Here is a 20,757-nt window from a genome sequence, read left to right as displayed (position 1 = left end):
GCATGAAGGACTCCAAGGTGATCGTGGCGATCAACAAGGATCCCGAAGCGCCGATCTTCCAGATCGCAGATTACGGCCTGGTGGGCGATCTGTTCCAGGTGGTGCCGGAATTCACCGCGGCCGTCTGAGGCTGCAGCCTGGCGATCGAGCCGGCGCACAACCGAATCGCGTGATTCGGGAGTGCGCCGTTTGCCGTTCGAGCGCCCGTGTTGCCCGCTTCGCACAAGGGATTTAATGGCGATGACGCAAGCGCCCCGTTCGAGTCCGCTTCGCGGCATTCTGCTCATGATGGGGGCACTGGCGCTGTTCGCCCTGCTCGACACCTTGTCGAAGGGGTTGACGGCGAGCCATCCGGTGCCGGTGATCGTCTGGGGGCGTTACGCGGTGCACTTCCTGATTACCCTGCTGGTGTTCATGCCGCGCCACGGGCTCGGCCTGTTCCGCTCGCATCGCCCCGGCCTGCAGGTGCTGCGCGGGCTGATGCTGGTGATGACCACCGCGCTGGTGGTGCTGTCCTTCCGGCAGCTGCCGGTGGCCGAGGTGACCGCGCTGATCTTCGTCACGCCCCTGCTCGTCACCGTCCTGGCGGTGAAGTTCCTCGGCGAACGCATGCTGCCCCTGCAGTGGCTGGCGATCGGGGTGGGCTTCTGTGGCGTGCTGCTGATCGTGCGCCCGTCCGGCGCGCTGATGGGGTCCGGTGCCCTGTTGGTGCTTGCGGCTGCCAGCTGCTACTCGGTGTATCAGGTGCTCACCCGCAAGCTGAGCGCCGGCGACCATTCCGCCACCCAGCTTCTCTATACCGCGCTGGTGGGGACGGTGGCCATGTCGATCGTGCTGCCGTGGCATGGACTGCCGGTTTCGCTCGGCCTGCTCGACGCCCTGCAGATCGGCTCGCTCGGTCTGATCGCGGCCGTCTCGCACCTGTTGCTGATCATGGCCTTCCGTGCCGCGCCGGCGACCACGCTGAGTCCCTTCTCCTATGCCCAACTCGCGTGGGCCACCCTGTTCGGCTGGATCGCGTTCGGCGATCTTCCGGATGGTGCGAGCTCTGCCGGCATGGGCATCATCGCCGCCTCCGGACTGGGGGTGGCCTATCTGGAACGCCGCAAGCGCGAGGAATCCGTCCGCGAATGAGTACCGACAACCTGCATCGCAGCCGGGTTCTGGGCCCGGTATTCATGTGTCTCGCCTGCCTCGGTTTCGCGACGCTGGATACCTTGATCAAATATCTATCGACCCGACTGCCGCTCACCGAGGTCATCTGGGTGCGCTACGCGGTGCAGACGGCGGCCATGCTGCTGCTGTTCGCACCGCGTATGGGCGCGCGCATCCTGCGCACCGCCAATCTGCGCCTGCAGTTGCTGCGCGGTGGCCTGTTGCTGGGGGCCAGCCTGCTGGTGATCAACGGACTCTCGCGCCTGCCGCTGGCGGAGACCACTGCGGTGCTGTTCCTCGCGCCGCTGATCATCACCGTGCTCTCGGTGCCGGTGCTGGGCGAAAGGGTGGGGCGGATGGACGTGGCCGGCGTGCTGCTAGGCTTCGTCGGCATGCTCATCATCGTGCGCCCCGGCGGCGGCCTGCTGACCTGGGCGGTGCTGTTCCCGGTCGGCACGGCGATCTGCAATGCCGCATACCAGATGGTGACCCGCTTCTTCCGTGGCGGGGAGCATCCGGTGACCACGAACCTCTACGCTGGCCTGGTCGGCGTCGTCGTGCTCGCACCGCTGATGCCTGCCGTTTGGGTGTGGCCCGACGCATGGACGGCGCTGATGCTGGTGCTGGCGGGCCTGGTCGCCACGCTCGCCCACTACATGATCATCAAGGCGCTGGAGTGCTCGCCCGCGGCAGCGCTCGGGCCTTACGGCTACACCCAGCTGATCTGGGCGGCGCTGCTCGGGCTGGCGGTTTTCGGTGCCTTCCCGGACATGCTCACCTGGGTGGGGATCGCGGTCATCGCCGGGGGCGGCCTGCTGGTCAGCCTCTACCATCTGCTGTCCTCGCGGCGAAAGGGATAAGTGCAGCAAATCAGCAGAACAGGGTTCTAAATAAAAGTTGCGTAGAACAAAATGCAGTTCTACAATTCGCCCATAAGATAAGGCAGCAGGGTCTCGCAAGACTGCCTTCGGCCGGATTACCCAGCCCCAACCCGCCCGTCGGGTCAGCCACCCAAACGAGGAGACGTCATGCAGTTCGACGATTCGGTCATCCGATCCCACTGGAGGAGAATTTGATGAGTTCGCCCAATGCTTCCGCGTCTGCTCTTGGCAGGTTGGTGGACGCGTATTTTCGTTTCCTAAAGGTGGCCATCGCCATCCTGCTGATGCTGATGGTGGTGCTGGTGTTCGGCAACGTGGCCCTGCGCTACGGCTTCAACAGTTCGATTACCGTGTCCGAGGAAGTGTCGCGCTGGTTCTTCGTCTGGATGACCTTCCTCGGCGCGCTGATCGCGCTGCGCGAGCACGGGCACATCGGCGTCGATGCGCTGGTCTCCCGCTTCGGTCCCTTCGGCAAGCGCGTCTGCCTGGCGATCAGCCAGGCCCTGATGATCTACGTGTGCTGGCTGCTGCTCAAGGGCAGCTGGGCGCAGACCATGATCAACATGAGCGTGCAGGCCCCGTCCTCCGGCTGGTCGATGGGCTACTTCTACGGCGTCGGCCTCGTCTTCGCCGGCACCGCGATCCCGCTGCTGCTCTACGACCTGTTCCGCACGGTGAGCGGCCGGGTCGGCGAGCATGAGCTGATCGCGGTCAAGGGCTCGGACGACCAGCCCCATGCCGATCCTTCCGAATCCGAATCCGGCGCCGCCGGCGCAGCGAAGCGCTGAGCGAGGAGACGACCATGACCGTAGCCATTTTCCTGGGTGCCCTGATCGGCTCGATGGCGTTGGGCATTCCCATCGCCTTCGCGCTGCTGATCACCGCGGTGGCGCTGATGATCCACCTGGACTTCTTCGACGCCCAGATCATCGCGCAGAACCTGATCAACGGTGCCGACAGCTTCCCGCTGCTCGCCGTCCCCTTCTTCCTTCTTGCCGGCGAGGTGATGAACGCCGGCGGCCTGTCCAAGCGCATCGTCAATGTCGCGCTCACCTTCGTCGGCCACGTCAAGGGCGGGCTGGGCTATGTCGCGATCTTCGCCTCGGTGCTGCTGGCCTCGCTGTCGGGCTCGGCGGTGGCGGACTCCGCCGCGCTCGCCGCGCTGCTGGTGCCGATGATGGTGCGTGCCGGACACGACCGCGCACGCTCCTGCGGCCTGATCGCCTCGGGCGGCATCATCGCCCCGGTGATCCCGCCCTCGATCGGCTTCGTCGTCTTCGGTGTCGCCAGCGGCGTGTCGATCTCCAAGCTCTTCCTCGCCGGCATCGCTCCGGGCGCGATGATGGGTCTGGCGCTCGTCATCGTGTGGACCCTGGTCAGTCGCAAGGAGAACACCGAGACCCTGCCGCGCTCCAGCAGCAAGGAGCGCCTGCACGCAATCCTCGACGGCAGCTGGGCGCTGATGCTTCCGGTGATCATCATCGTGGGTCTCAAGATGGGCGTGTTCACCCCGACCGAGGCGGCGGTGGTGGCGGCGGTGTATTCGCTGTTCGTCGCGGTCTTCGTCTACAAGGAATTGAAGCTGAAGGACATCCTGCCGGTCTTTATTCAGGCCGCCACGACCACCGCGGTGGTGATGTTCCTGGTCGCCGCGGCGATGGTCACCGCCTGGCTGATCACGATCGCCGACTTGCCCTCGCAGCTGATCGACCTGCTCCAGCCCTTCATGGACAACCCGACCCTGTTGCTGGTGGTGATCATGCTGATCATCGTCGCGGTGGGCTGCATGATGGACATGACCCCGACCATCCTGATCCTTGCTCCGGTGCTGATGCCGGTGGTCAAGCAGGCGGGTATCGACCCGGTGTATTTCGGCGTTCTGTTCATCATCAACTGCTCGATTGGCTTGATCACACCGCCGGTGGGCACGGTGCTGAACGTGGTGTCCGGGGTCGGCAAGGTCTCGATCGTCGATTTGATCAGGGGGATCTGGCCCTTCCTGCTCGCGCAGCTGACCCTGCTGTTCCTGTTCGTGGCCTTCCCCGATCTGATCCTCGTGCCGGCGCGCTGGCTGAACGGCTGACTCCCAAAAGGCGGGGAGATGCCTCGCCGGCTATCGATAGAGCGACGCTCCCGCGCTCGACAACGGGAGCATTCGGAAACAACGCAGGAGACAAGAAATGATGAAGATGCATCTGAAGAACCTGGTGGCTGGCATGTTCGGTGCCGTCGCCCTGATGAGCGCCTCGGCCTTGTTCGCCACCGAAGCGCAGGCCCGCGAACTGCGGATCGCCATGCAGACCAATCCGGGCACCGCGCAGTACGACGGCCTGGAGAAGTTCGCCGAGCTGCTCAAGCAGAAGAGCGGCGGCAAGCTCACCGCCAAGATCTTCGGCGGCGGCGTCCTCGGCGGCGACCTCGCCGTCATCTCGGCGATGCAGGGCGGCACGATCGACATGTCGCAGATGAACGCCAGCCTGCTCAACGGCCTGTCGAAGGAGTTCGCCGTCCTCGACTTCCCCTTCCTGTTCGAGAGCGCGAAGGAAGCCTATGCGGTCATGGACGGCCCGATCGGTAAGGAACTCATGGACCTGCTGCCCGCCAAGGGCCTGGTCGGCCTGTCCTATCCGGAGCTCGGCTTCCGCCACACCTCCAACAGCAAGCGTCCGGTCAAGAAGCTGGAGGACCTTGCCGGCCTGAAGATCCGCGTCATCCAGACGCCGGTCTATGTCGACCTGATGAACGCCCTCGGCGCCAACGCGACGCCGCTGCCTTTCCCCGAGGTGTACAACGCGCTCGAGCAGCGCGCGGTGGACGGCGCGACCAACCCGCTGATCACTACCGTGGTGATGAAGTTCGACGAGGTGCAGAAGTACATGACGCTGACCCGTCACCAGTACAACCCGCAGATCGTCATCATCGGCAAGCGTGCCTACGACAGCCTGAGCCCGGACGAGCAGAAGGTCCTGCGCGAGGCCGCGCAGGAGGCCGCGGTGTACGAGCGCGAGGTCTCGCAGCGCAAGGAGAAGGAGGCGCTCGAGGTGCTCAAGACCAAGCTCGAGGTCACCGAGCTGGCACCGGAAGAGTTCGCCAAGATGCGCGAGCGCGTGAAGCCGGTGATCGAGAAGTACACCCAGCAGGTCGGCCCGGAGTTCGTCGGCCGCGTCTATGCCGAAATCGACAAGGTGCGCGCCGCGAAGTAAGCGCCACCGTGGCGGGCCTGTCGGACACCGGCAGGCCCGCCTTCATCCGGCTCGCAGCGCCCGGTGGTGCCGGGGCGGCGGATCTTGGACCTTTTGCGACCGCAGCGCCGGAGTTTCCCGCACGCGGCGACAGGAGCGAAACACATGAGTGGACAGAACATCCAGCGTTCGATTCTCTGCGGCCTGATCGGCTCGGGCATCCAGGCCTCGCGCACACCCGCGATGCACGAGCGCGAAGGCGAAGAGCAGGGCCGGCGCTACGTCTATCGCCTGATCGACATCGCGGCGCTCGGCCTTGGCGTCGAGGCGCTGCCCGAGCTGCTCACCGCTGCCGAGCGCATGGGCTTCAACGGACTCAACATCACCTATCCCTTCAAGCAGCAGATCATCCCGCTGCTCGACGAACTCTCCGACGACGCGCGCGCGCTCAACGCGGTCAACACGGTGGTGCTGCGCGACGGCAAGCGGATCGGCTACAACACCGACTGCAGCGGCTGGGGCGAGGCCTTCCGCCGCGGCCTGCCCGACGTCGCACGCAAGCACGTGGTACAGCTCGGCGCCGGGGGTGCGGGCGCGGCGGTGGCGCATGCGGCGCTGTCGCAGAAGGTCGGCACCCTGCACATCCGCGACGCCGAGCCGGCGCGCGCGGTCGAACTCGCCGCCAGCCTTTGCGAACGCTTCGGTGCCGGTCGGGCGCTGGCCTGCGAGGACCTCGCCGCGGCGATGAAGCAGGCCGACGGCCTCATCCACTGCACGCCCACCGGGATGGAGAAGCTCCCCGGGCTGCCCCTGCCCGCCGAACTGATCGAGGGCCGCCACTGGATCTCGGAGATCGTCTACTTCCCGCTCGAGACCGAGCTGTTGCGCGTGGCTCGGCAGAAGGGCTGCCGCACGCTCGACGGGGGCGGCATGGCGGTGTTCCAGGCGGTGGATGCCTTCCGCCACTTCACCGGCCTCGAGCCGGATTCCGAGCGCATGCTGCGCCACTTCGCGTCGATGTAAGTCGTGGTCGCCGCTGCGACCGTACAGGGGAACAACATGTACAAGCACATCCTGGTGCCGGTGGACGGCTCGGACCTGTCGACCAAGTCCTTCCGTGAAGGCGTCGAACTGGCCAAGGCCATCGGCGCGCGCGTCACCGCCGTCTCCGTCGTCATCGCCAGCCACGCGCCGCGCGGCGCGGGCACGGCGATGCTTGGCAAGCACGTGCTCGAGGATGCCGCCGAGGAGTACCTCAAGGGCGTCGCCGCGATCGCGCGCGAGGCCGGCGTGGCGGTCGAGACCTTCTACGTCGTCGGTGATTCGCCGCACGAGGAGATCATCGCCGCGGCCAAGGCGCGCGGCTGCGACCTCATCTGCATGGGCTCGCACGGCCGCTCCTTACTGGCCGGGCTGTTCCTCGGCAACGAGGCTGCCTCGGTGATCACCGGCTGCCGCATCCCGGTGCTGATCATCCGCTGAGCGAGGCGAGGGCGGACGGCGCACGATGCAGATGGACGCCCTCGGCTGGTTCGTCACCGCCATCGCCATCCTGCTCACCGGCATCTCCAAGGCCGGGCTGGGCGGGGCGCTCGGCGGGCTGGCGGTGCCCTTCATGTCGATGTGGATCCCGCCGCGCGACGCGGTCGCGGTGGTGCTGCCGATCCTCATCGTCATGGACATGGTCGGCATCCGGGTGTGGCGCGGCAAGGCCGACCGGGGCGACCTGCGCCACCTCGTCCCGGCCGCGCTGCTGGGCATCGGCGTGGGGACGCTGCTCTTCGGCGTGCTCTCCGACCGCATGGTCAAGCTCGTGCTCGGGCTGATCGCGCTCGCCTTCGTCGCCGACCGCCTGCTGCGCCGGCGCGCCGAGGCCGCAGCGCCTGGCGAGCGCCCGCGTGCGCTGCCCTTCGCCTGGCTGTGCGGGGCAGGCGCCGGCTTCACCAGCACGCTCGCGCACGCGGGCGGCCCGCCGATCATGGCCTACCTGCTGTCCCGCGGCCTGCCCAAGGAGCGCTTCGTCGCCACCTCGGTGTTCTTCTTCACCGCGATCAACCTCGCCAAGCTGCCCTTCTACCTCGGTATCGGCCTGTTCAGCCGCGACACCCTGCTGATGTCGGCGATGCTGCTGCCGCTGGTGCCGGTGGGCGTCTGGCTGGGCCTGCACCTGCTGCGCCGCATCCCCGAGCGCCCCTTCTTCCTGTTCGCCACCTGGGCGCTCGCGCTGTCCGGGGGCAAGCTGCTGTGGGACGGGCTGGCGGGCTGAAGACGGTCCGTTCCCTCCGCGAGGGGCGCGTCTGTCCTGTTGCAAGAATTGCTCGCAATTTTCCGTGTTGCATTGCGGCACCAAGCGTCACGAATCCGGTCCACGCAATTGTTGCGGCATTATGATGCCGCCTCTTCATCCCGCCCCGGAGAGTCGCCATGGACCTGCTGACGAACCCTCCCGCCGCACCCGCCCTTACCGGTTCCCGACGCTCGGGTGCGGTGGAGTGGGCGTGGGCGCTCGGCCTGGTCGTCGCCTGGTATGTCCTCGCGCAGTCGGCCATCGCCCATTTCATCGGCGTGGCGCCGGGGCGCGAGGCATGGGTGCGCGACCTGCTCTCCCATGTGCTGATCGGCGTGGTGCTGTTCGCGATGGCGCGCAGCGTGGTGCGCTTCGCGGTGGCGGTGGGCGTGCTGTTCTCGGCCTTCACGCTGGCCAACGCGCTCAAGCTGGCCATCCTCGGCGGGCCGGTGATGCCGGACGACTTCGTCGCGGCGAGGAATCTCTTCCTGTTGCTCGAAGGCTGGCAGCTGTGGGGCAGCGTGGCGATGCTGGCGCTGCCGCTCGGCGCGCTCGCTTGGATGTTCGCCTGGCGCAGCCCGCGCGCGTGGGCCGCGCTCGCCGTGGTGGTGCTCGCGGTTGCGACGCTGGCGCAGCGCCCCGAGCCGGCGAGCCGCTGGCTGGACGCGCGCTTCGGCGACTGGGTGTGGAACCAGCGCGGCAACTACGAGATGCGCGGCCTGCCCATCCACCTGGTGCAGGAGAGCGCGCGCAACCTCGCCCGTCGTACGCAGGCGCCGCTGGAGGACGAGGTGGATCAGGCGCTGACCCTGCTCGGCGCCACCCAGCCCAGCCCCTTCCTCGAGATCGCCGGGGGCGAGGCCGGTCGTGGCGGGCGCAACGTGCACATGATCGTGCTCGAGTCCTTCTGGGATCCTGCGGTGCTGAAGGCCGCCGGCCTGTCGGAGGACCCGCTCGACCCCGCCTTCCGCAAGCTGTGGAAGGCGGCGGGCCACGCGCGCGCGCTGTCGCCGGTGTTCGGCGGCTACACCGCCAACGCCGAGTTCGAGGCCTTGTGCGGCTTTCCGGTGAAGACCGACGCGGTCTTCTTCGAGGGGCGCCTGCGCCGCGACGTGCCCTGCCTGCCGCGCCACCTCGGCGAGGCCGGCTATCGCAGCTTCGCCTCGCATCCCAACGCCGCGCCCTTCTGGAACCGCATCAACGCCTATCGCCGCGTCGGTTTCGACCACTACTGGTCGGATCGCGACTTCGTGCTCGACGACATGAACGGCGAGTTCCTCGGCGACGCCTCGCTCTACCGCCAGGTGCTCGAGCGCGTCGGTCCGGCGCTGCAGGGTGCGCAGCCGGTGTTCAATTACGTGCTGACCTACTTCGGCCACCTCGACTACCCGCTCAACTCGCTGCGCCCGCCGGTGATCGAGGCGAAGTCGGACAATGCGCTGGTGCAGGCCTACGCCAATACGGTGCATTACAAGTCGCGCGAGCTGATGGCCTTCCTGAAGGAGCTGCGCAGGCGCGACCCGGACGCGATCATCGTGCTGTTCGGCGACCACCTGCCCTCGCTGGGCTGGAACCACGGCGGCTACGTCGAGTCCGGCCTGCTCGCCGCCGATCGCAGCGAGTTCGACGACGAGATGTTCCGCACCCTCGTCGCCACGCCGCTGGTGGTCATCGACGGCCGGCGCGGCGCGGTGAAGACCGGCGACCTGCCGATCTACGCGCTGCCCGCGCTGATCCTCGACCTGCTCGGCGACGAGCGCGACAGCATGCTGCGCTTCGCCGCGCGCGCCGACGACGCGCTGCGCGTGCGCCCGCTGCCGGGCGTGCATTTCACGCTGGACGACGGCGGCCTGACGGTATGCCGCGGCGGCGAACCCTTGCCCGGCTGCGAGGCCTCGGCCGCCTGGGTCGAGGCGGTCGCGCTGCTCAAGCGCGACCTCTTCAGCGGCGCCCAGCACGCCCTCGGCGCGCCCGACCGCCTGCGCGGCCTGCAGACCGTGGAGCTGGAAGTGCTCGACATCGAAGCCAGCGCGGTCTCCGAGGAGACCCTGCCTGCAAGCGAGAACGACGTCTGATTGGTGCGCCCGGAGGGCGTGGCTTGCGGAGGCAGGCGCGCGGGAGCGGGCAAGCCCGCTCCCGCGTGTCTCTACCGAGGCGGCGCCGGGTCGCCGCTTACTGCTTCTGCACGATCGCGCTGCCGCCGCCGTGGCGCAGCGGTTCGCTGACCGCGGTCACCGTGCCGTCGGCGTTGAAGCGGATGCCGTTGGCGGCGCCGATCTGGTCGGTCTCGCGCCACTTGTGGCCCTTCGCCTCCAGCGCCCTGGCCTGCTCGCTGCCGGGGAAGTCCAGCAAGGTCTCGACCAGGGTGGTGTCGCCGTTGCGCTGGCTCATGCGCGGCGCGGCGAGCGCGTCGGCCAGGCTCATGCCCAGGTCGATGTGATTGACGATGGTCTGCAGCGCGGTGGTGATGATGGTCGAGCCGCCCGGCGAGCCGATGGTGAACGCAGGCGCGCCGTCCTTCACCACGATCGTCGGGCTCATGCTCGAGCGCGGGCGCTTGAAGGCCTCGGGGAGGTTGGGGTGCGGGCCGCTGAAGTCGAAGTCGGTGAGCTCGTTGTTGAGCAGGAAGCCGCGCCCCGGCACCACGATGCCGCTGCCTCCCCAGTCCTCGATGGTGAAGGTGTAGGCGACCACGTTGCCCTCGCGGTCGGACACCGCGAGGTGGGTGGTGTGCATCGACTCCTGCGCGAGCGGCCTGGGCTGCGGGCGCAGCGGCACCGAGCGGTCGTTCTCGAAGGGGTAGGGGTCGCCCGCCGCGACCTTGCCGGGCGCCGCGCTGGCGCCGATCCGTTGCGCGCGCTCGCGGGCGTAGTCCTTGGACAGCAGGCCGTCCTTGGGGACGTCGACGAACTCCTCGTCGGCGACGTAGGCGTTGCGGTCGGCGAAGGCCAGGCGCGCGGCCTCGAGGTAGAGGTGCTCGATCTCGGCGCGCGGCTTGCCGGCGAGGTCGAAGGTCTCCAGCAGGTTGAGCGCCTGCGCGATCGCGATGCCGCCGCTCGAGGGCGCGGGCATGCCGTAGACCTCGTAGCCGCGGTAGGTCGAGCGCACCGGCGGGCGGATGCGCGCCTCGTAGTCCTTGAGGTCGGCCATGGTGAGGTCGCCGGCGATCACGCTGACGCCCGCATTGACCGGCGGGTGGTTCACGGCCGCCACCATGCTCGCAGCGATCGGCCCCTCGTAGAAGGCCTTGACCCCGCCGCGCGCGAGGTCGCGGTAGGTCTGCGCGAGCTCGGGGTTGCGGAAGTGCGTGCCCACCGGCAACGCCTTGCCGTCCTGCAGGTAGAGCGCGGAGGCGGTGGAGAAGCGCGCGAACTTGGCCTCGTTGACCTTGTTGATGCGGTGGAAGTTGGGTCCGACCGCGAAGCCCTGCTCGGCCACGCGGATGGCGGGGGCGAGAACCTTGTCCAGGCCCATCGTGCCGTAGCGCGTCAGCGCCTCGTGCCAGCCGCGCACCGTGCCCGGCACGCCGACCGAGATGCCGTTGGGCACGGTGGCCTTCCAGTCCATCTCCTTGCCTTCGGCGTCGAGGAAGACGCCGGGGTGGAAGCTCGCCGGGGCGACCTCGCGGTGGTCGATGGCGATCACGCGCTTGTCCTTGGCGGACCAGATGAGCATGAAGCCACCGCCGCCGATGCCGCAGCTGAACGGGTCGGTGACGCCGAGCGTGGCCGCCGCGGCCACCGCGGCGTCGATGGCGTTGCCGCCGGCATCGAGGATCTGCATCGCGGCCAGGCTGGCCTCGTGCGAGATGGTGGCGACCGCGCCGCCGTGACCGCTGTCGACCGGCTGCTTCGCCAGGGCGCCGAAGGCGGCCATCATGACCGCGGTGGCGAGGAGGGTGCGTGTCGTTCTCATGATGCGCTCCGTCGGGGTGGGGTCATGACGGTAGCACAGGGCGCCCGGTTCGCGGCTGCCGCAGCTCCTACAGGAGGTCCGGGAAGCGCGATGGTTCATGTAGGAGCGCCGGCAGGCGCGAAGACGGCGGTTCCACGCCCGCCGCGGTCGTCTCCGCGCGCCTGGTTCGCAGCGGCCGCAGCTCCTACAGAAGTGCGGGAAGCGCGATGGTTCATGTAGGAGCGCCGGCAGGCGCGAAGACGGCGGCTCCACGCCCGCCGCGGTCGTTTCCGCGCGCCCGGTTCGCAGCTGCCGCAGCTCCTACAGAAGTCCGGGAAGCGCGATGGTTCATGTAGGAGCGCCGGTAGGCGCGAAGGCAGCGTTTCCACGCCCGCCGCGGTTGTTTCCGCGCGCCTGGTTCGCAGCTGCCGCAGCTCCTACAGAAGTGCGGGAAGCGCGATGGTTCATGTAGGAGCGCCGGCAGGCGCGAAGACGGCGGTTCCACGCCCGCCGCGGTCGTCTCCGCGCGCCTGGTTCGCAGCGGCCGCAGCTCTTAAAGAAGCGCCTGGTTCGCAGCTGCCGCAGCTCCTACAGAAGGCGGCGGCTCCACGCCCGCCGCGGTCGTTTCCGCGCGCCTGGTTCGCAGCTGCCGCAGCTCCTACAGGCGTGCGGGAAGCGCGATGGTTCATGTAGGAGCGCCGGCAGGCGCGAAGACGGCTTACAGGCCCAGCGTCTCGGCCGTGTAACGCGCGATCATGCGCTCTTCGTTGGTCGGCACCACGGCGACCGCGACGCGGCTCGCCGCGGTGTCGATGCGGCGGGCATGGTCGGTATTGGCGGCGGGGTCGATCTCGATGCCCATCCACGCCGCCATCGCGGTCACCTTCTCGCGCACCGGCGCGGCGTGCTCGCCGATGCCGCCGGTGAACACCAGCGCGTCCAGCCCGCCTGCGGCCGCGGCCAGCGAGCCGAGCTCGCGGGCGATGCGGTAGCAGAACAGGTCGACCGCCTCCCCGGCCTCGGGAGCGTCGGAGGCGAGCAGGGTGCGCATGTCCTGGCTGATGCCCGACACGCCGAGCAGGCCCGACTCCTTGTAGAGCAGGCTGGTGAGCGCCTTCGCGTCCATGCCCTTCTGCTCCATCAGGTAGAGCATCACGCCGGGGTCGAGGCTGCCGGTGCGGGTGCCCATCATCAGGCCCTCGACCGCGGTGAAGCCCATCGTCGACGCGACACTGCGACCGTCGCGCAGCGCGCACATCGACGCGCCGTTGCCCAGGTGGGCGATCACCACCGCGCCCTTGGCGCGCTCGCCGATGATCTCCGGCAGCTGGCGCGCCACGTAATCGTAGGACAGGCCGTGGAAGCCGTAGCGCTTGATGCCCTCGCCCGACAGCCTGCGCGGCAGCGCGAAGGCCTGCGCGACCGCCGGCTGGGTGCGGTGGAAGGCGGTGTCGAAGCAGCCCACCTGCGGGACCCGCGGCATCAGCCCGGCGACCGCGCGCACCGCGCGCAGGTTGTGCGGCTGGTGCAGCGGGGCGAGCGGCACGAAGGCGTCGAGCGTGCGCAGCACCGACTCCTCGAGCCGGGTCGGCGCGCTGTAGTGCTCGCCGCCGTGCACGATGCGGTGGCCGGCGGCGACGATGTCGACCGTGGGGTTGTGGCGCTCGAGCAGCGCGAAGACGTGCTCGAGCGCGTCGCGGTGCTGCTCGCCCTGGCTGCCGCCGGTGACGACGGGCTCCTGGATGCGCTCGCCGGCGGCGGTCTTGAAGCTGACCTCGGGCCTGGCGCCGATGCCCTCGACCTGGCCGGACACCGCCGGCGCGGCGGCGACGCGCCCGCTGTTGGAGGCGTCGAGCGGATAGAGCGCGAACTTCAGGCTCGACGAGCCCGCATTGAGGACGAGGACGGCCTTCATGCTTTCAGGGCCTCGCGCTTCCTGTGGGCCATCAACTGCACCACGGCGCACGACGCGGTGCGCGTCTCGGCGGTGTCGGCGCGGCTGGTCAGCACGATCGGCACGCGGGCGCCCAGCACCACTCCGGCCATCAGCGCGTTGGCGAGGTACTCGAGCTGCTTGGCGACCATGTTGCCGGACTCGAGGTCGGGCACCACCAGGATGTCGGCGTTGCCGGCGACGACCGATTTGATGCCCTTGGTCTTCGCGGCGACCAGCGACACCGCGTTGTCGAAGGCGAGCGGGCCGTCGAGCAGGCCGCCCTTGATCTGGCCGCGGTCGGCCATCTTGCACAGCGCGGCGGCGTCGATTGTCGAGCGGATCTTCGAGGTCACCGTCTCGACCGCCGACAGGATCGCCACCTTGGGCTCGGGCAGGCCGAGGATGTGGGCGAGCTCGATCGCGTTCTGGATGATGTCGACCTTATCTTCGAGCGTCGGCTCGATGATGATCGCCGCGTCGGTGATCATCAGCGGGTGCGGGTAGGTCGGCACGTCGGCCAGGAAGACGTGGCTGATGCGGCGGCCGGTACGCAGGTGCTTGATTACCTGGCTCATCATCTCGTCGGTGTGCAGCGAGCCCTTCATCAGCGCCTCGGCGCCGCCGTCGCGGCACAGGGCGACGGCGACCTCGGCCGAGGCGTGGCTGTGCGCGGTGTCGACGATGCGGAAGCCCTTGATGTCGATCTCGTGCTCTTCGGCCACCGCGAGGATGCGCGACTCGGGGCCGACCAGGATCGGCTCGACCAGGCCGGCGCGCGCAGCCTGGACCGGGCCGAGCAGGGACTCGCGGTCGCAGGGGTGGGCCACCGCGATCGGGATCGGCGTGAGGCCGGCCGATACCGACAGCAGGTGGCGGTAGCGCAGCTCGCGGTCGGACACGGTGACCTCGGGCAGCACGACGCGCGGACGCGCGATCTTTTCGGTCGGCGCCATCACCTCGGCGATGCCGTCGATCACCTTGAGGCCGTCCTGGTTCACCGCCAGGCAGTCGAGGATCACGTGGTGGTTGTGCTCGAATTTTTCCTTGCAGGTGACCGTGATCGTGAGCGTGTCGCCGATCGTGATCGGGCGCCAGAAGTTGAGCCCCTGCGACACGTACACCGTGCCGGGGCCGGGGAATTCGGTGCCGAGCACGGTGGAGATCAGCGTGCTGCCCCACATGCTGTGGCCGACGACCTCGCGGAACTGGCTGGAGCGGGCGTATTCGAGATCGACGTGGGTCGGGTTGACGTCGCCGGACATGGCGGCGAAGAGGTGGATGTCCTCGGGGCGCAGCGTACGCACCAGCTGGGCGAAGTCGCCCACCTGGATCTCGTCGAAGGTGCGGTTCTGGATCATCGCTTGTGCGGCAGGAGCTTTCATGGCAACTCTCGTTCTTGGGTGCATTGCAACACGCGATTCTAGACCTTGTATGTGACTGAAACATGCGCTAAAACGATCGAATTGTGCAATGCGTCAATCAGACGCGCGTTTTGTCGTGGCGGGGGTGATCTTTCATGCCCGTACCATGCGTTTGCTCACGATCGACCGTCGTGGTCGCATGCTAGACTCCGCGCGTTTTCGGATCTGCGCGGGCACGGATGCGGTCGGTCGCGCGCCCGGAAGCGGTCGAATTTCCCCATTTCGTCACGGAATCAACCATGCAAGTCGTCGTTCTCGCTGCCGGCCAGGGCAAGCGCATGCGCTCGGTGCTGCCCAAGGTCCTCCAACCCATCGCCGGCAAGCCGATGCTGGCCCATGTGCTCGACGCCGCGCGCACCCTCGACGCCCAGCGCATCTGCGTCGTGTACGGCCACGGCGGCGAGGTGGTGCGCGAGCGCCTCGACGCCGCCGACCTGGCCTGGGCGCGGCAGGAGCCGCAGCTCGGCACCGGTCATGCGGTGCAGCAGGCGCTGCCGCATCTGGATGACGAGCACGTGGCGCTGGTGCTCTACGGCGACGTGCCGCTGATCGGCGTGCCCACGCTGCGCCGCCTGGTCGCCGCCGCCGGCGATGCGCGCCTGGCGTTGCTCACCGTCGAGATGGACAACCCCACCGGCTATGGCCGCATCCTGCGCGACGCCGCCGGCAAGGTGGTGCGCATCGTCGAGGAGAAGGACGCTTCCGACGACGAGCGCCGCGTGCGCGAGGTAAACACCGGCATCCTGGTCGCCCCGGTCCGCCACCTGCGCGCCTGGCTCGGCCGCATCGGCAACGACAACGCCCAGGGCGAGTACTACCTCACCGACATCATCGGCCTGGCCGTGGCCGACGGCGTCGAGGTCACCACCGTGCAGCCCGACGCCTTCGCCGAGACGCTCGGCGTCAATAACAAGATGCAGCTCGCTGAGCTCGAGCGCATCCACCAGGGCAACATCGCCCGCCGCCTGATGGAAGAGGGCGTCACCCTGATCGACCCGGCGCGCATCGACGTGCGCGGCAGCCTCCGCGTGGGCCGCGACGTCGAGATCGACGTCAACTGCGTCTTCGAGGGCGAGGTCGAGCTCGGCGACGGCGTGCGCATCGGCGCCAATTGCGTCGTCCGCAACGCCCGCATCGGCGCCGGCACCCGGCTCGAGCCCTTCAGCCACGTCGACAGCACCACCATGGGCCAGGCCTGCGTGATCGGGCCCTACGCCCGCACCCGCCCGGGCACCGTGCTCGGCGCCGACGTGCACCTGGGCAACTTCGTCGAGATCAAGAACAGCGTCATCGCCGACCACTCCAAGGCCAACCACCTCGCCTACGTGGGCGACGCCGACGTCGGCAGCAAGGTCAACATCGGCGCCGGCACCATCACCTGCAACTACGACGGCGCCAACAAGTACCGCACCATCATCGAGGACGAGGTCTTCATCGGCTCCGACACCCAGCTCGTCGCGCCGGTGCGCGTGGGCCGCGGCGCCACCCTGGGCGCCGGCACCACGCTCACCAAGGACGCGCCCGCCGGCCAGCTCACCGTGTCGCGCACCAAGCAGATCAGCCTCGACCACTGGAAGCGGCCGGTCAAGCAGCCGCGCTGAGCGCCGCTGCGAGCGCGTTCCGCCCGACCCGCCCTCCGCACCGAATCCAAAGACCGACAAGGAAGCCCCGCCATGTGTGGCATCGTCACCGCAATCGCAACCAACAACGTCGTCCCGGTCCTGCTCGAGGGCCTGCGCAAGCTCGAATACCGCGGCTACGACTCCGCCGGCCTCGCCGTCCTCGCCGGCGAGCTCACCCGCCTGCGCTCCTGCGGTCGCGTGGCCGAGCTCGCTGCGCTGGCCGATGCGCGCCAGCTCTCCGCCCACATCGGCATCGCCCACACGCGCTGGGCCACCCACGGCGTGCCCTCCGAGCGCAACGCCCACCCGCACATCTCCGGCGGCCTCGCCGTGGTGCATAACGGCATCATCGAGAACTTCGAGTCGATCAAGGCCGACCTGCAGGGCAAGGGCTACGTCTTCGAGTCCGAGACCGACACCGAGGCCATCGCCCACCTGGTGCACTACAAGCTGCAGGGCAGCACCGACCTCTTCGAGGCGGTGCGCCAGGCCACCGTTGATCTCGTCGGCGCCTACGCCATCGGCGTCGTCGCCGAGGCCGACCCCTTCCGCGTCATCGTCGCCCGCCGCGGCTCGCCGCTGCTGCTGGGCATCGGCGAGGACGGCATGTACGCCGCCTCCGACACCGCCGCGCTGCTGCAGGTCACGCGCAAGATCGTCTACCTCGAAGACGGCGACCTCGCCGAGCTGCGCCGCGACAGCTACATCGTGATCCGCTCCGACGGCAGCCCGGTCGAGCGCGAGGTGCATATCTCCAGCCTCTCGGCCGACGCGGTCGAGCTGGGCAAGTACCGCCACTACATGCAGAAGGAGATCTTCGAGCAGCCGCAGGCGCTGGCCCAGACCCTGGAGCTGATCGCCGGCGGCGCCGGCATCACCCCGCAGCACTTCGGCGCGCGCGCGGCCGAGGTCTTCGACGGTGTGCGCCGCGTGCTCGTCCTCGCCTGCGGCACCAGCTACCACGCCGGCCTGGTCGCGCGCTACTGGATCGAATCCATCGCCAAGCTGCCGGTCACCGTCGAGATCGCCAGCGAATACCGCTATCGCGAATCCGTGCCCGACCCCGACACCCTGGTCGTGGTCATCTCGCAGTCGGGCGAGACCGCCGACACCCTGGCCGCGCTCAAGCACGCCAAGTCGCTCGGCATGCAGCGCACGCTCGCCATCTGCAACGTGCCCGAGTCGGCCATCGTGCGCGAGACCGCGCTGCGCTTCATCACCCGTGCCGGCCCCGAGATCGGCGTCGCCTCCACCAAGGCCTTCACCACCCAGCTCGCCGCCTTCGCGCTGCTCACGCTCGCGCTCGCCAAGATCAACGGGCGGCTGTCCGCCGAAGACGAGGAGCGCCGCCTCGCAGCCTTGCGCCACCTGCCGGTCGCCGTGCAGAAGGTTCTCGAGCTCGAGCCCGAGATCGAACAGTGGGCCCAGCGCTTCGCCGGCAAGGAGCACGCGCTCTTCCTGGGCCGCGGCAGCCACTGGCCGATCGCCATGGAAGGCGCGCTCAAGCTCAAGGAGATCTCCTACATCCACGCCGAGGCCTACGCCGCCGGCGAGCTCAAGCACGGCCCGCTCGCCCTGGTGGACAAGGACATGCCGGTGATCGCCGTGTCCCCCGCCGACGAGCTGCTCGAAAAGCTCAAGTCCAACCTGCAGGAAGTCCGCGCGCGCGGCGGCGAGCTATACGTGTTCGCCGACGCGGGCAGCGAGATCCCGGAGTCGGAAGGCGTGCACATCCTGCACATGCCCGAGCACTACGGCATGCTGTCGCCGGTGCTGCACGTGATCCCGCTGCAGCTGCTGTCGTACCACGCGGCGCTGGTGAAGGGGACGGATGTGGATAAGCCACGCAACCTCGCGAAGTCGGTCACGGTCGAGTGAAGACGTAGTACTTGATATCCGGTATCACATGATCCATATTCAGGTCGTCATGTGATACCGGAGCATCCGCCGTGCAACTCGTCACCCCTGAGCAGATCGCCGCAGTGATGGCGCTCGCGCCGGCGCCGCACTCGTTTGCCGAACTCGACGAGCAAGTCGCCGAAGGCCTCCCCAAGGCCGCCCTCAAGGCCGGCGTCGAGCGCCTGGGGCGCAACGCCGACGAGCGCCGTATCCTGCTCCACCGCGTCGTGCCCGAGGCCACCTTCAAGCGCCGCCGCGACCGCCTCAGCCCCGCCGAGTCCGAAAAGACCGAGCGCCTCGCCCGCGTCTATGCCACCGCCCGCCACGTCTGGAACTCGGACGAGGACGCGCTCGCCTTCCTGCACGCACCGCACGCGATGCTGGGCGGGCAGCCTCCGCTCGAGGTCGCGATGACCGAGCTCGGCGCGCGCCGGGTCGAGACCCTGCTGTGGAGGCTCTTCTACGGCATCGCCGCGTGATGCGCATCTACCGCATCGCCGACCGGCGTCACCCGATCTGGGACGGAACCGGCGCCGCGCTGCTGGGCGGGCGCTGGAACAGCCCGGGGCATCCCGTCATCTATGGTTCGTTGAGTTCCGCCTGCGCGATGCTCGAGATCCTCGCCCATGCCGGCATCGGACGCATTCCCGGCACGCAGCAGATCGTGATCGCCGAGGTGCCCGACGAGAATGCGTTGGTCGAGCGGCATGAGCAGGCAAGCTTGCCCGACGGCTGGGATGCAGAAGATAGCGGCGCGGCGCGGCAGTTCGGCGACGACTGGCTGGCGTCGAGGCGGAGCCTGGTGCTGGTGGTGCCGTCGGTGGTGGCGCGGCTGGAGTTCAATGCGGTCGTGAACCCGGCGCACCCGGATTTTTCCAGGGTGAGGGTGGGTGCGCCGGAGGCGGTGGTGTGGGATCGGCGGCTGTTCGGGTGAGGGGTTAGCCTCACAAGACCACGGCCGCAGAACGTCCGGGGGCGAGGCGGATGTTTGTGACGCGACGCGGGTTGGGCGTTCGTGTTGATCACGGTGGTGAAGGGTACGAAGGTCACGACGGAGTTCGATCCGTGGCATCCATTCTCGCGGGCGTCCAGGTTGACCGGTCTGGTCCGCGCAGTCTTGGGATGGCGTTGTCCCGCCAGACCCGACACCCATCCTCCCTTTCGACCGCCGATCAATGACAGCTATCAGGATGTGTCTGCCAATAGCGGCATGCGGCCACCACCCAGGGCCTCCGCACTCGCCTAGCATATCGATCTGATCCCCAGCATGCGCTCCCGTACTCCGTCATCCCACGCCGCCCCCTTGCGCTTGAGCCGAAGGCTGCTCTTGCGCGTGTCGGTCTTGTCGGCGCGGATGATGTTGAGCGCGATCTTGCGCAGCATCGACAGGTTCTGCGGCGCATTATCTTTGGCCACCGTGCTGGCGTCCTCGCTGAAGCTGACGTCGAGGATCCAGTGAAGCCGGTTCTCCACGCCCCAGTGCGCTCGCACCGCTGCAGCCAGTTGCTCGGCGGTGAGGGCGCGCGAGCTGATGTAGTAACGCCGCTCCAGATCGGATTCCTTGTCGCCGACGACCCGCATGGAGTCGATGCGCCCAATCGTCACACACTTGGGCCAGTCGCCCGGATCGACGATGCCCTTGGACGACAGCACCGAGGCGATCTGCCCAACGGTGCGTCCATGGCCGCGCTCGACCAGCGCGCTGCGGTCGACCGACTCGACGCCGTGCTGGTCGATGAAGGCGATCTCGATCGCTTCGAGCAACTTGGGCTGGTTACCCTTGACCATCAGCAGGTAGTCGCCCTTCTTCGCAACGATCTGTTTGGCAATGCTTTTCTGGCAGCCCATCGCGTCGATCGTGACCAGCAGTCCCTTGATCGACAGCGCCTCGAGCAGCTCGGGAATCGCCGTTATTTCATTGCTCTTGGCGGCGACCTTCTCCTGGCCGAGCACAAGGCCCAGCTCGGTGGCGAAGGCGCTGACCATGTGGATCGCACTCTCGCCGCCCGTGCCCGAGCCGCGCACGGTCTTGCCATCGATCGCGATCGTGCCGGCCAGGCCCGCATCGTCGCTGAGCGCACCGACCACGCCGCCCACCCAGCGCCGGAACATGTTCTCGAACTGCTTCGGATCGAGCGCGCGCAGGATCCGCAGGAAGGTCTCCTCGGACGGGATGCCGTTCTTGAGCACGAGGAAGCGGCGCAACCACGCCTCCTTGGTGCGCGCCCAGAACGTGATGTCCTCGACCGTGTCGCAGTCCGAGAGCACGGCCGCGATCAGGATCACCAGGATCTCCCGGAAATCGTGCAAGGTGCCGTTGCTCGGCTTGCGCGGATCATCGATTTCGTCCAGATAGCTCATCAGGGAACCCCTCTGCGTCGCACTCACGCTCTTCGCCCAAAAGACGAGAGTAGACGTGATTTTCGAAGGGTTCACAAGATGAATGCATAAGATGTTGAATGTGAACGACTATTTCCAGG

General features: G+C 68.2%; 17 protein-coding genes and 1 pseudogene. 14 read left to right on the top strand and 4 right to left on the bottom strand.

What is annotated here, in order from left to right; all coding sequences use genetic code 11:
- From C667_RS24805 to C667_RS04790, 10 genes and pseudogenes are all read left to right on the top strand, one after another.
- Positions 1-128, top strand: a pseudogene (locus C667_RS24805) (electron transfer flavoprotein subunit alpha/FixB family protein); the annotation flags it as partial.
- Between the two features lie 106 nt (positions 129-234).
- Positions 235-1,134 (top strand): DMT family transporter, encoded by a 900-nt coding sequence (locus C667_RS04830; protein ID WP_039920791.1) that lies wholly within the window; start codon positions 235-237, stop codon positions 1,132-1,134.
- Entirely contained in the window at positions 1,131-2,015 is an 885-nt protein-coding gene (locus tag C667_RS04825; RefSeq protein ID WP_004357810.1) for a DMT family transporter, read from the top strand. The genes C667_RS04830 and C667_RS04825 overlap by 4 nt, the downstream gene beginning before the upstream one ends.
- Positions 2,016-2,230: 215 nt before the next feature.
- Positions 2,231-2,824, top strand: a complete 594-nt coding sequence (locus tag C667_RS04820; protein WP_039920789.1) for a TRAP transporter small permease — start codon at positions 2,231-2,233, stop codon at positions 2,822-2,824.
- Between the two features lie 14 nt (positions 2,825-2,838).
- Positions 2,839-4,119, top strand: coding sequence for a TRAP transporter large permease subunit (locus C667_RS04815; protein ID WP_004357806.1), 1,281 nt, complete (start codon positions 2,839-2,841; stop codon positions 4,117-4,119).
- Between the two features lie 97 nt (positions 4,120-4,216).
- A complete protein-coding gene (locus C667_RS04810) occupies positions 4,217-5,239 on the top strand; it encodes a TRAP transporter substrate-binding protein (protein WP_004357804.1) in 1,023 nt (340 codons plus the stop codon).
- Positions 5,240-5,383: 144 nt separating this feature from the next.
- Positions 5,384-6,241, top strand: a complete 858-nt coding sequence (locus tag C667_RS04805) for a shikimate dehydrogenase (protein WP_004357802.1) — start codon at positions 5,384-5,386, stop codon at positions 6,239-6,241.
- Positions 6,242-6,277: 36 nt separating this feature from the next.
- Entirely contained in the window at positions 6,278-6,700 is a 423-nt protein-coding gene (locus C667_RS04800) for a universal stress protein (protein WP_004357800.1), read from the top strand.
- Positions 6,701-6,725: 25 nt separating this feature from the next.
- On the top strand, positions 6,726-7,484 hold the full coding sequence (locus tag C667_RS04795; RefSeq protein ID WP_004357798.1) for a sulfite exporter TauE/SafE family protein: 759 nt from the start codon (positions 6,726-6,728) through the stop codon (positions 7,482-7,484).
- A 158-nt stretch (positions 7,485-7,642) separates the two neighbouring features.
- Complete coding sequence (locus tag C667_RS04790) at positions 7,643-9,580, top strand: LTA synthase family protein (protein ID WP_004357795.1); 1,938 nt, start codon at positions 7,643-7,645, stop codon at positions 9,578-9,580.
- A gap of 97 nt (positions 9,581-9,677) precedes the next feature.
- Here the strand turns inward: C667_RS04790 and ggt are convergent, their stop codons facing one another.
- The 3 genes from ggt to C667_RS04775 all read right to left on the bottom strand — a co-directional run bounded on the left by ggt (position 9,678) and on the right by C667_RS04775 (position 14,717).
- Entirely contained in the window at positions 9,678-11,420 is a 1,743-nt protein-coding gene (gene ggt, locus C667_RS04785; RefSeq protein WP_004357793.1) for a gamma-glutamyltransferase, read from the bottom strand.
- Positions 11,421-12,117: 697 nt separating this feature from the next.
- Positions 12,118-13,314, bottom strand: a complete 1,197-nt coding sequence (locus C667_RS04780) for an acetate/propionate family kinase (RefSeq protein ID WP_004357791.1) — start codon at positions 13,312-13,314, stop codon at positions 12,118-12,120.
- Positions 13,311-14,717, bottom strand: a complete 1,407-nt coding sequence (locus tag C667_RS04775) for a bifunctional enoyl-CoA hydratase/phosphate acetyltransferase (protein ID WP_039920787.1) — start codon at positions 14,715-14,717, stop codon at positions 13,311-13,313. Before C667_RS04775 ends, C667_RS04780 begins: the two co-directional genes overlap by 4 nt.
- A 278-nt stretch (positions 14,718-14,995) precedes the next feature.
- Here C667_RS04775 and glmU point away from each other — a divergent pair, with 278 nt between their 5' ends.
- From glmU to C667_RS04755, 4 genes are all read left to right on the top strand, one after another.
- Entirely contained in the window at positions 14,996-16,357 is a 1,362-nt protein-coding gene (glmU, locus tag C667_RS04770; RefSeq protein ID WP_004357788.1) for a bifunctional UDP-N-acetylglucosamine diphosphorylase/glucosamine-1-phosphate N-acetyltransferase GlmU, read from the top strand.
- A 72-nt stretch (positions 16,358-16,429) separates the two neighbouring features.
- Positions 16,430-18,256 carry a glutamine--fructose-6-phosphate transaminase (isomerizing) gene (gene glmS / locus C667_RS04765; protein WP_004357786.1) on the top strand — a complete coding sequence of 609 codons (1,827 nt, stop codon included), beginning with the start codon at positions 16,430-16,432 and terminating at the stop codon, positions 18,254-18,256.
- Positions 18,257-18,327: 71 nt separating this feature from the next.
- A complete protein-coding gene (locus C667_RS04760) occupies positions 18,328-18,756 on the top strand; it encodes an Xre family toxin-antitoxin system antitoxin (protein ID WP_004357785.1) in 429 nt (142 codons plus the stop codon).
- On the top strand, positions 18,756-19,211 hold the full coding sequence (locus C667_RS04755; RefSeq protein WP_004357783.1) for an RES family NAD+ phosphorylase: 456 nt from the start codon (positions 18,756-18,758) through the stop codon (positions 19,209-19,211). Before C667_RS04760 ends, C667_RS04755 begins: the two co-directional genes overlap by 1 nt.
- Before the next feature lie 308 nt (positions 19,212-19,519).
- Here the strand turns inward: C667_RS04755 and C667_RS04750 are convergent, their stop codons facing one another.
- The gene (locus tag C667_RS04750; protein ID WP_004357780.1) at positions 19,520-20,638 is read right to left on the bottom strand and encodes an ISAs1 family transposase; all 1,119 of its coding nucleotides are present in this window, start codon (positions 20,636-20,638) and stop codon (positions 19,520-19,522) included.
- Positions 20,639-20,757: the final 119 nt, after the last annotated feature.

This window comes from Thauera phenylacetica B4P (assembly GCF_000310225.1).
Lineage (GTDB): Bacteria > Pseudomonadota > Gammaproteobacteria > Burkholderiales > Rhodocyclaceae > Thauera > Thauera phenylacetica.
This window is presented reverse-complemented; position numbering and strand designations above follow the sequence as displayed.

What these genes read in the sequence shown, in the direction of transcription:
- C667_RS04810 (WP_004357804.1), top strand. Translation starts at nt 4,217, where the DNA reads ATGATGAAGATGCATCTGAAGAACCTGGTGGCTGGCATGTTCGGTGCC.
- C667_RS04780 (WP_004357791.1), bottom strand. Translation starts at nt 13,314, where the DNA reads ATGAAGGCCGTCCTCGTCCTCAATGCGGGCTCGTCGAGCCTGAAGTTC.
- C667_RS04820 (WP_039920789.1), top strand. Translation starts at nt 2,231, where the DNA reads ATGAGTTCGCCCAATGCTTCCGCGTCTGCTCTTGGCAGGTTGGTGGAC.
- C667_RS04805 (WP_004357802.1), top strand. Translation starts at nt 5,384, where the DNA reads ATGAGTGGACAGAACATCCAGCGTTCGATTCTCTGCGGCCTGATCGGC.
- C667_RS04790 (WP_004357795.1), top strand. Translation starts at nt 7,643, where the DNA reads ATGGACCTGCTGACGAACCCTCCCGCCGCACCCGCCCTTACCGGTTCC.
- C667_RS04825 (WP_004357810.1), top strand. Translation starts at nt 1,131, where the DNA reads ATGAGTACCGACAACCTGCATCGCAGCCGGGTTCTGGGCCCGGTATTC.
- C667_RS04750 (WP_004357780.1), bottom strand. Translation starts at nt 20,638, where the DNA reads ATGAGCTATCTGGACGAAATCGATGATCCGCGCAAGCCGAGCAACGGC.
- glmS (WP_004357786.1), top strand. Translation starts at nt 16,430, where the DNA reads ATGTGTGGCATCGTCACCGCAATCGCAACCAACAACGTCGTCCCGGTC.
- C667_RS04775 (WP_039920787.1), bottom strand. Translation starts at nt 14,717, where the DNA reads ATGAAAGCTCCTGCCGCACAAGCGATGATCCAGAACCGCACCTTCGAC.
- C667_RS04755 (WP_004357783.1), top strand. Translation starts at nt 18,756, where the DNA reads ATGCGCATCTACCGCATCGCCGACCGGCGTCACCCGATCTGGGACGGA.
- C667_RS04800 (WP_004357800.1), top strand. Translation starts at nt 6,278, where the DNA reads ATGTACAAGCACATCCTGGTGCCGGTGGACGGCTCGGACCTGTCGACC.
- C667_RS04795 (WP_004357798.1), top strand. Translation starts at nt 6,726, where the DNA reads ATGCAGATGGACGCCCTCGGCTGGTTCGTCACCGCCATCGCCATCCTG.
- glmU (WP_004357788.1), top strand. Translation starts at nt 14,996, where the DNA reads ATGCAAGTCGTCGTTCTCGCTGCCGGCCAGGGCAAGCGCATGCGCTCG.
- ggt (WP_004357793.1), bottom strand. Translation starts at nt 11,420, where the DNA reads ATGAGAACGACACGCACCCTCCTCGCCACCGCGGTCATGATGGCCGCC.
- C667_RS04830 (WP_039920791.1), top strand. Translation starts at nt 235, where the DNA reads ATGGCGATGACGCAAGCGCCCCGTTCGAGTCCGCTTCGCGGCATTCTG.
- C667_RS04815 (WP_004357806.1), top strand. Translation starts at nt 2,839, where the DNA reads ATGACCGTAGCCATTTTCCTGGGTGCCCTGATCGGCTCGATGGCGTTG.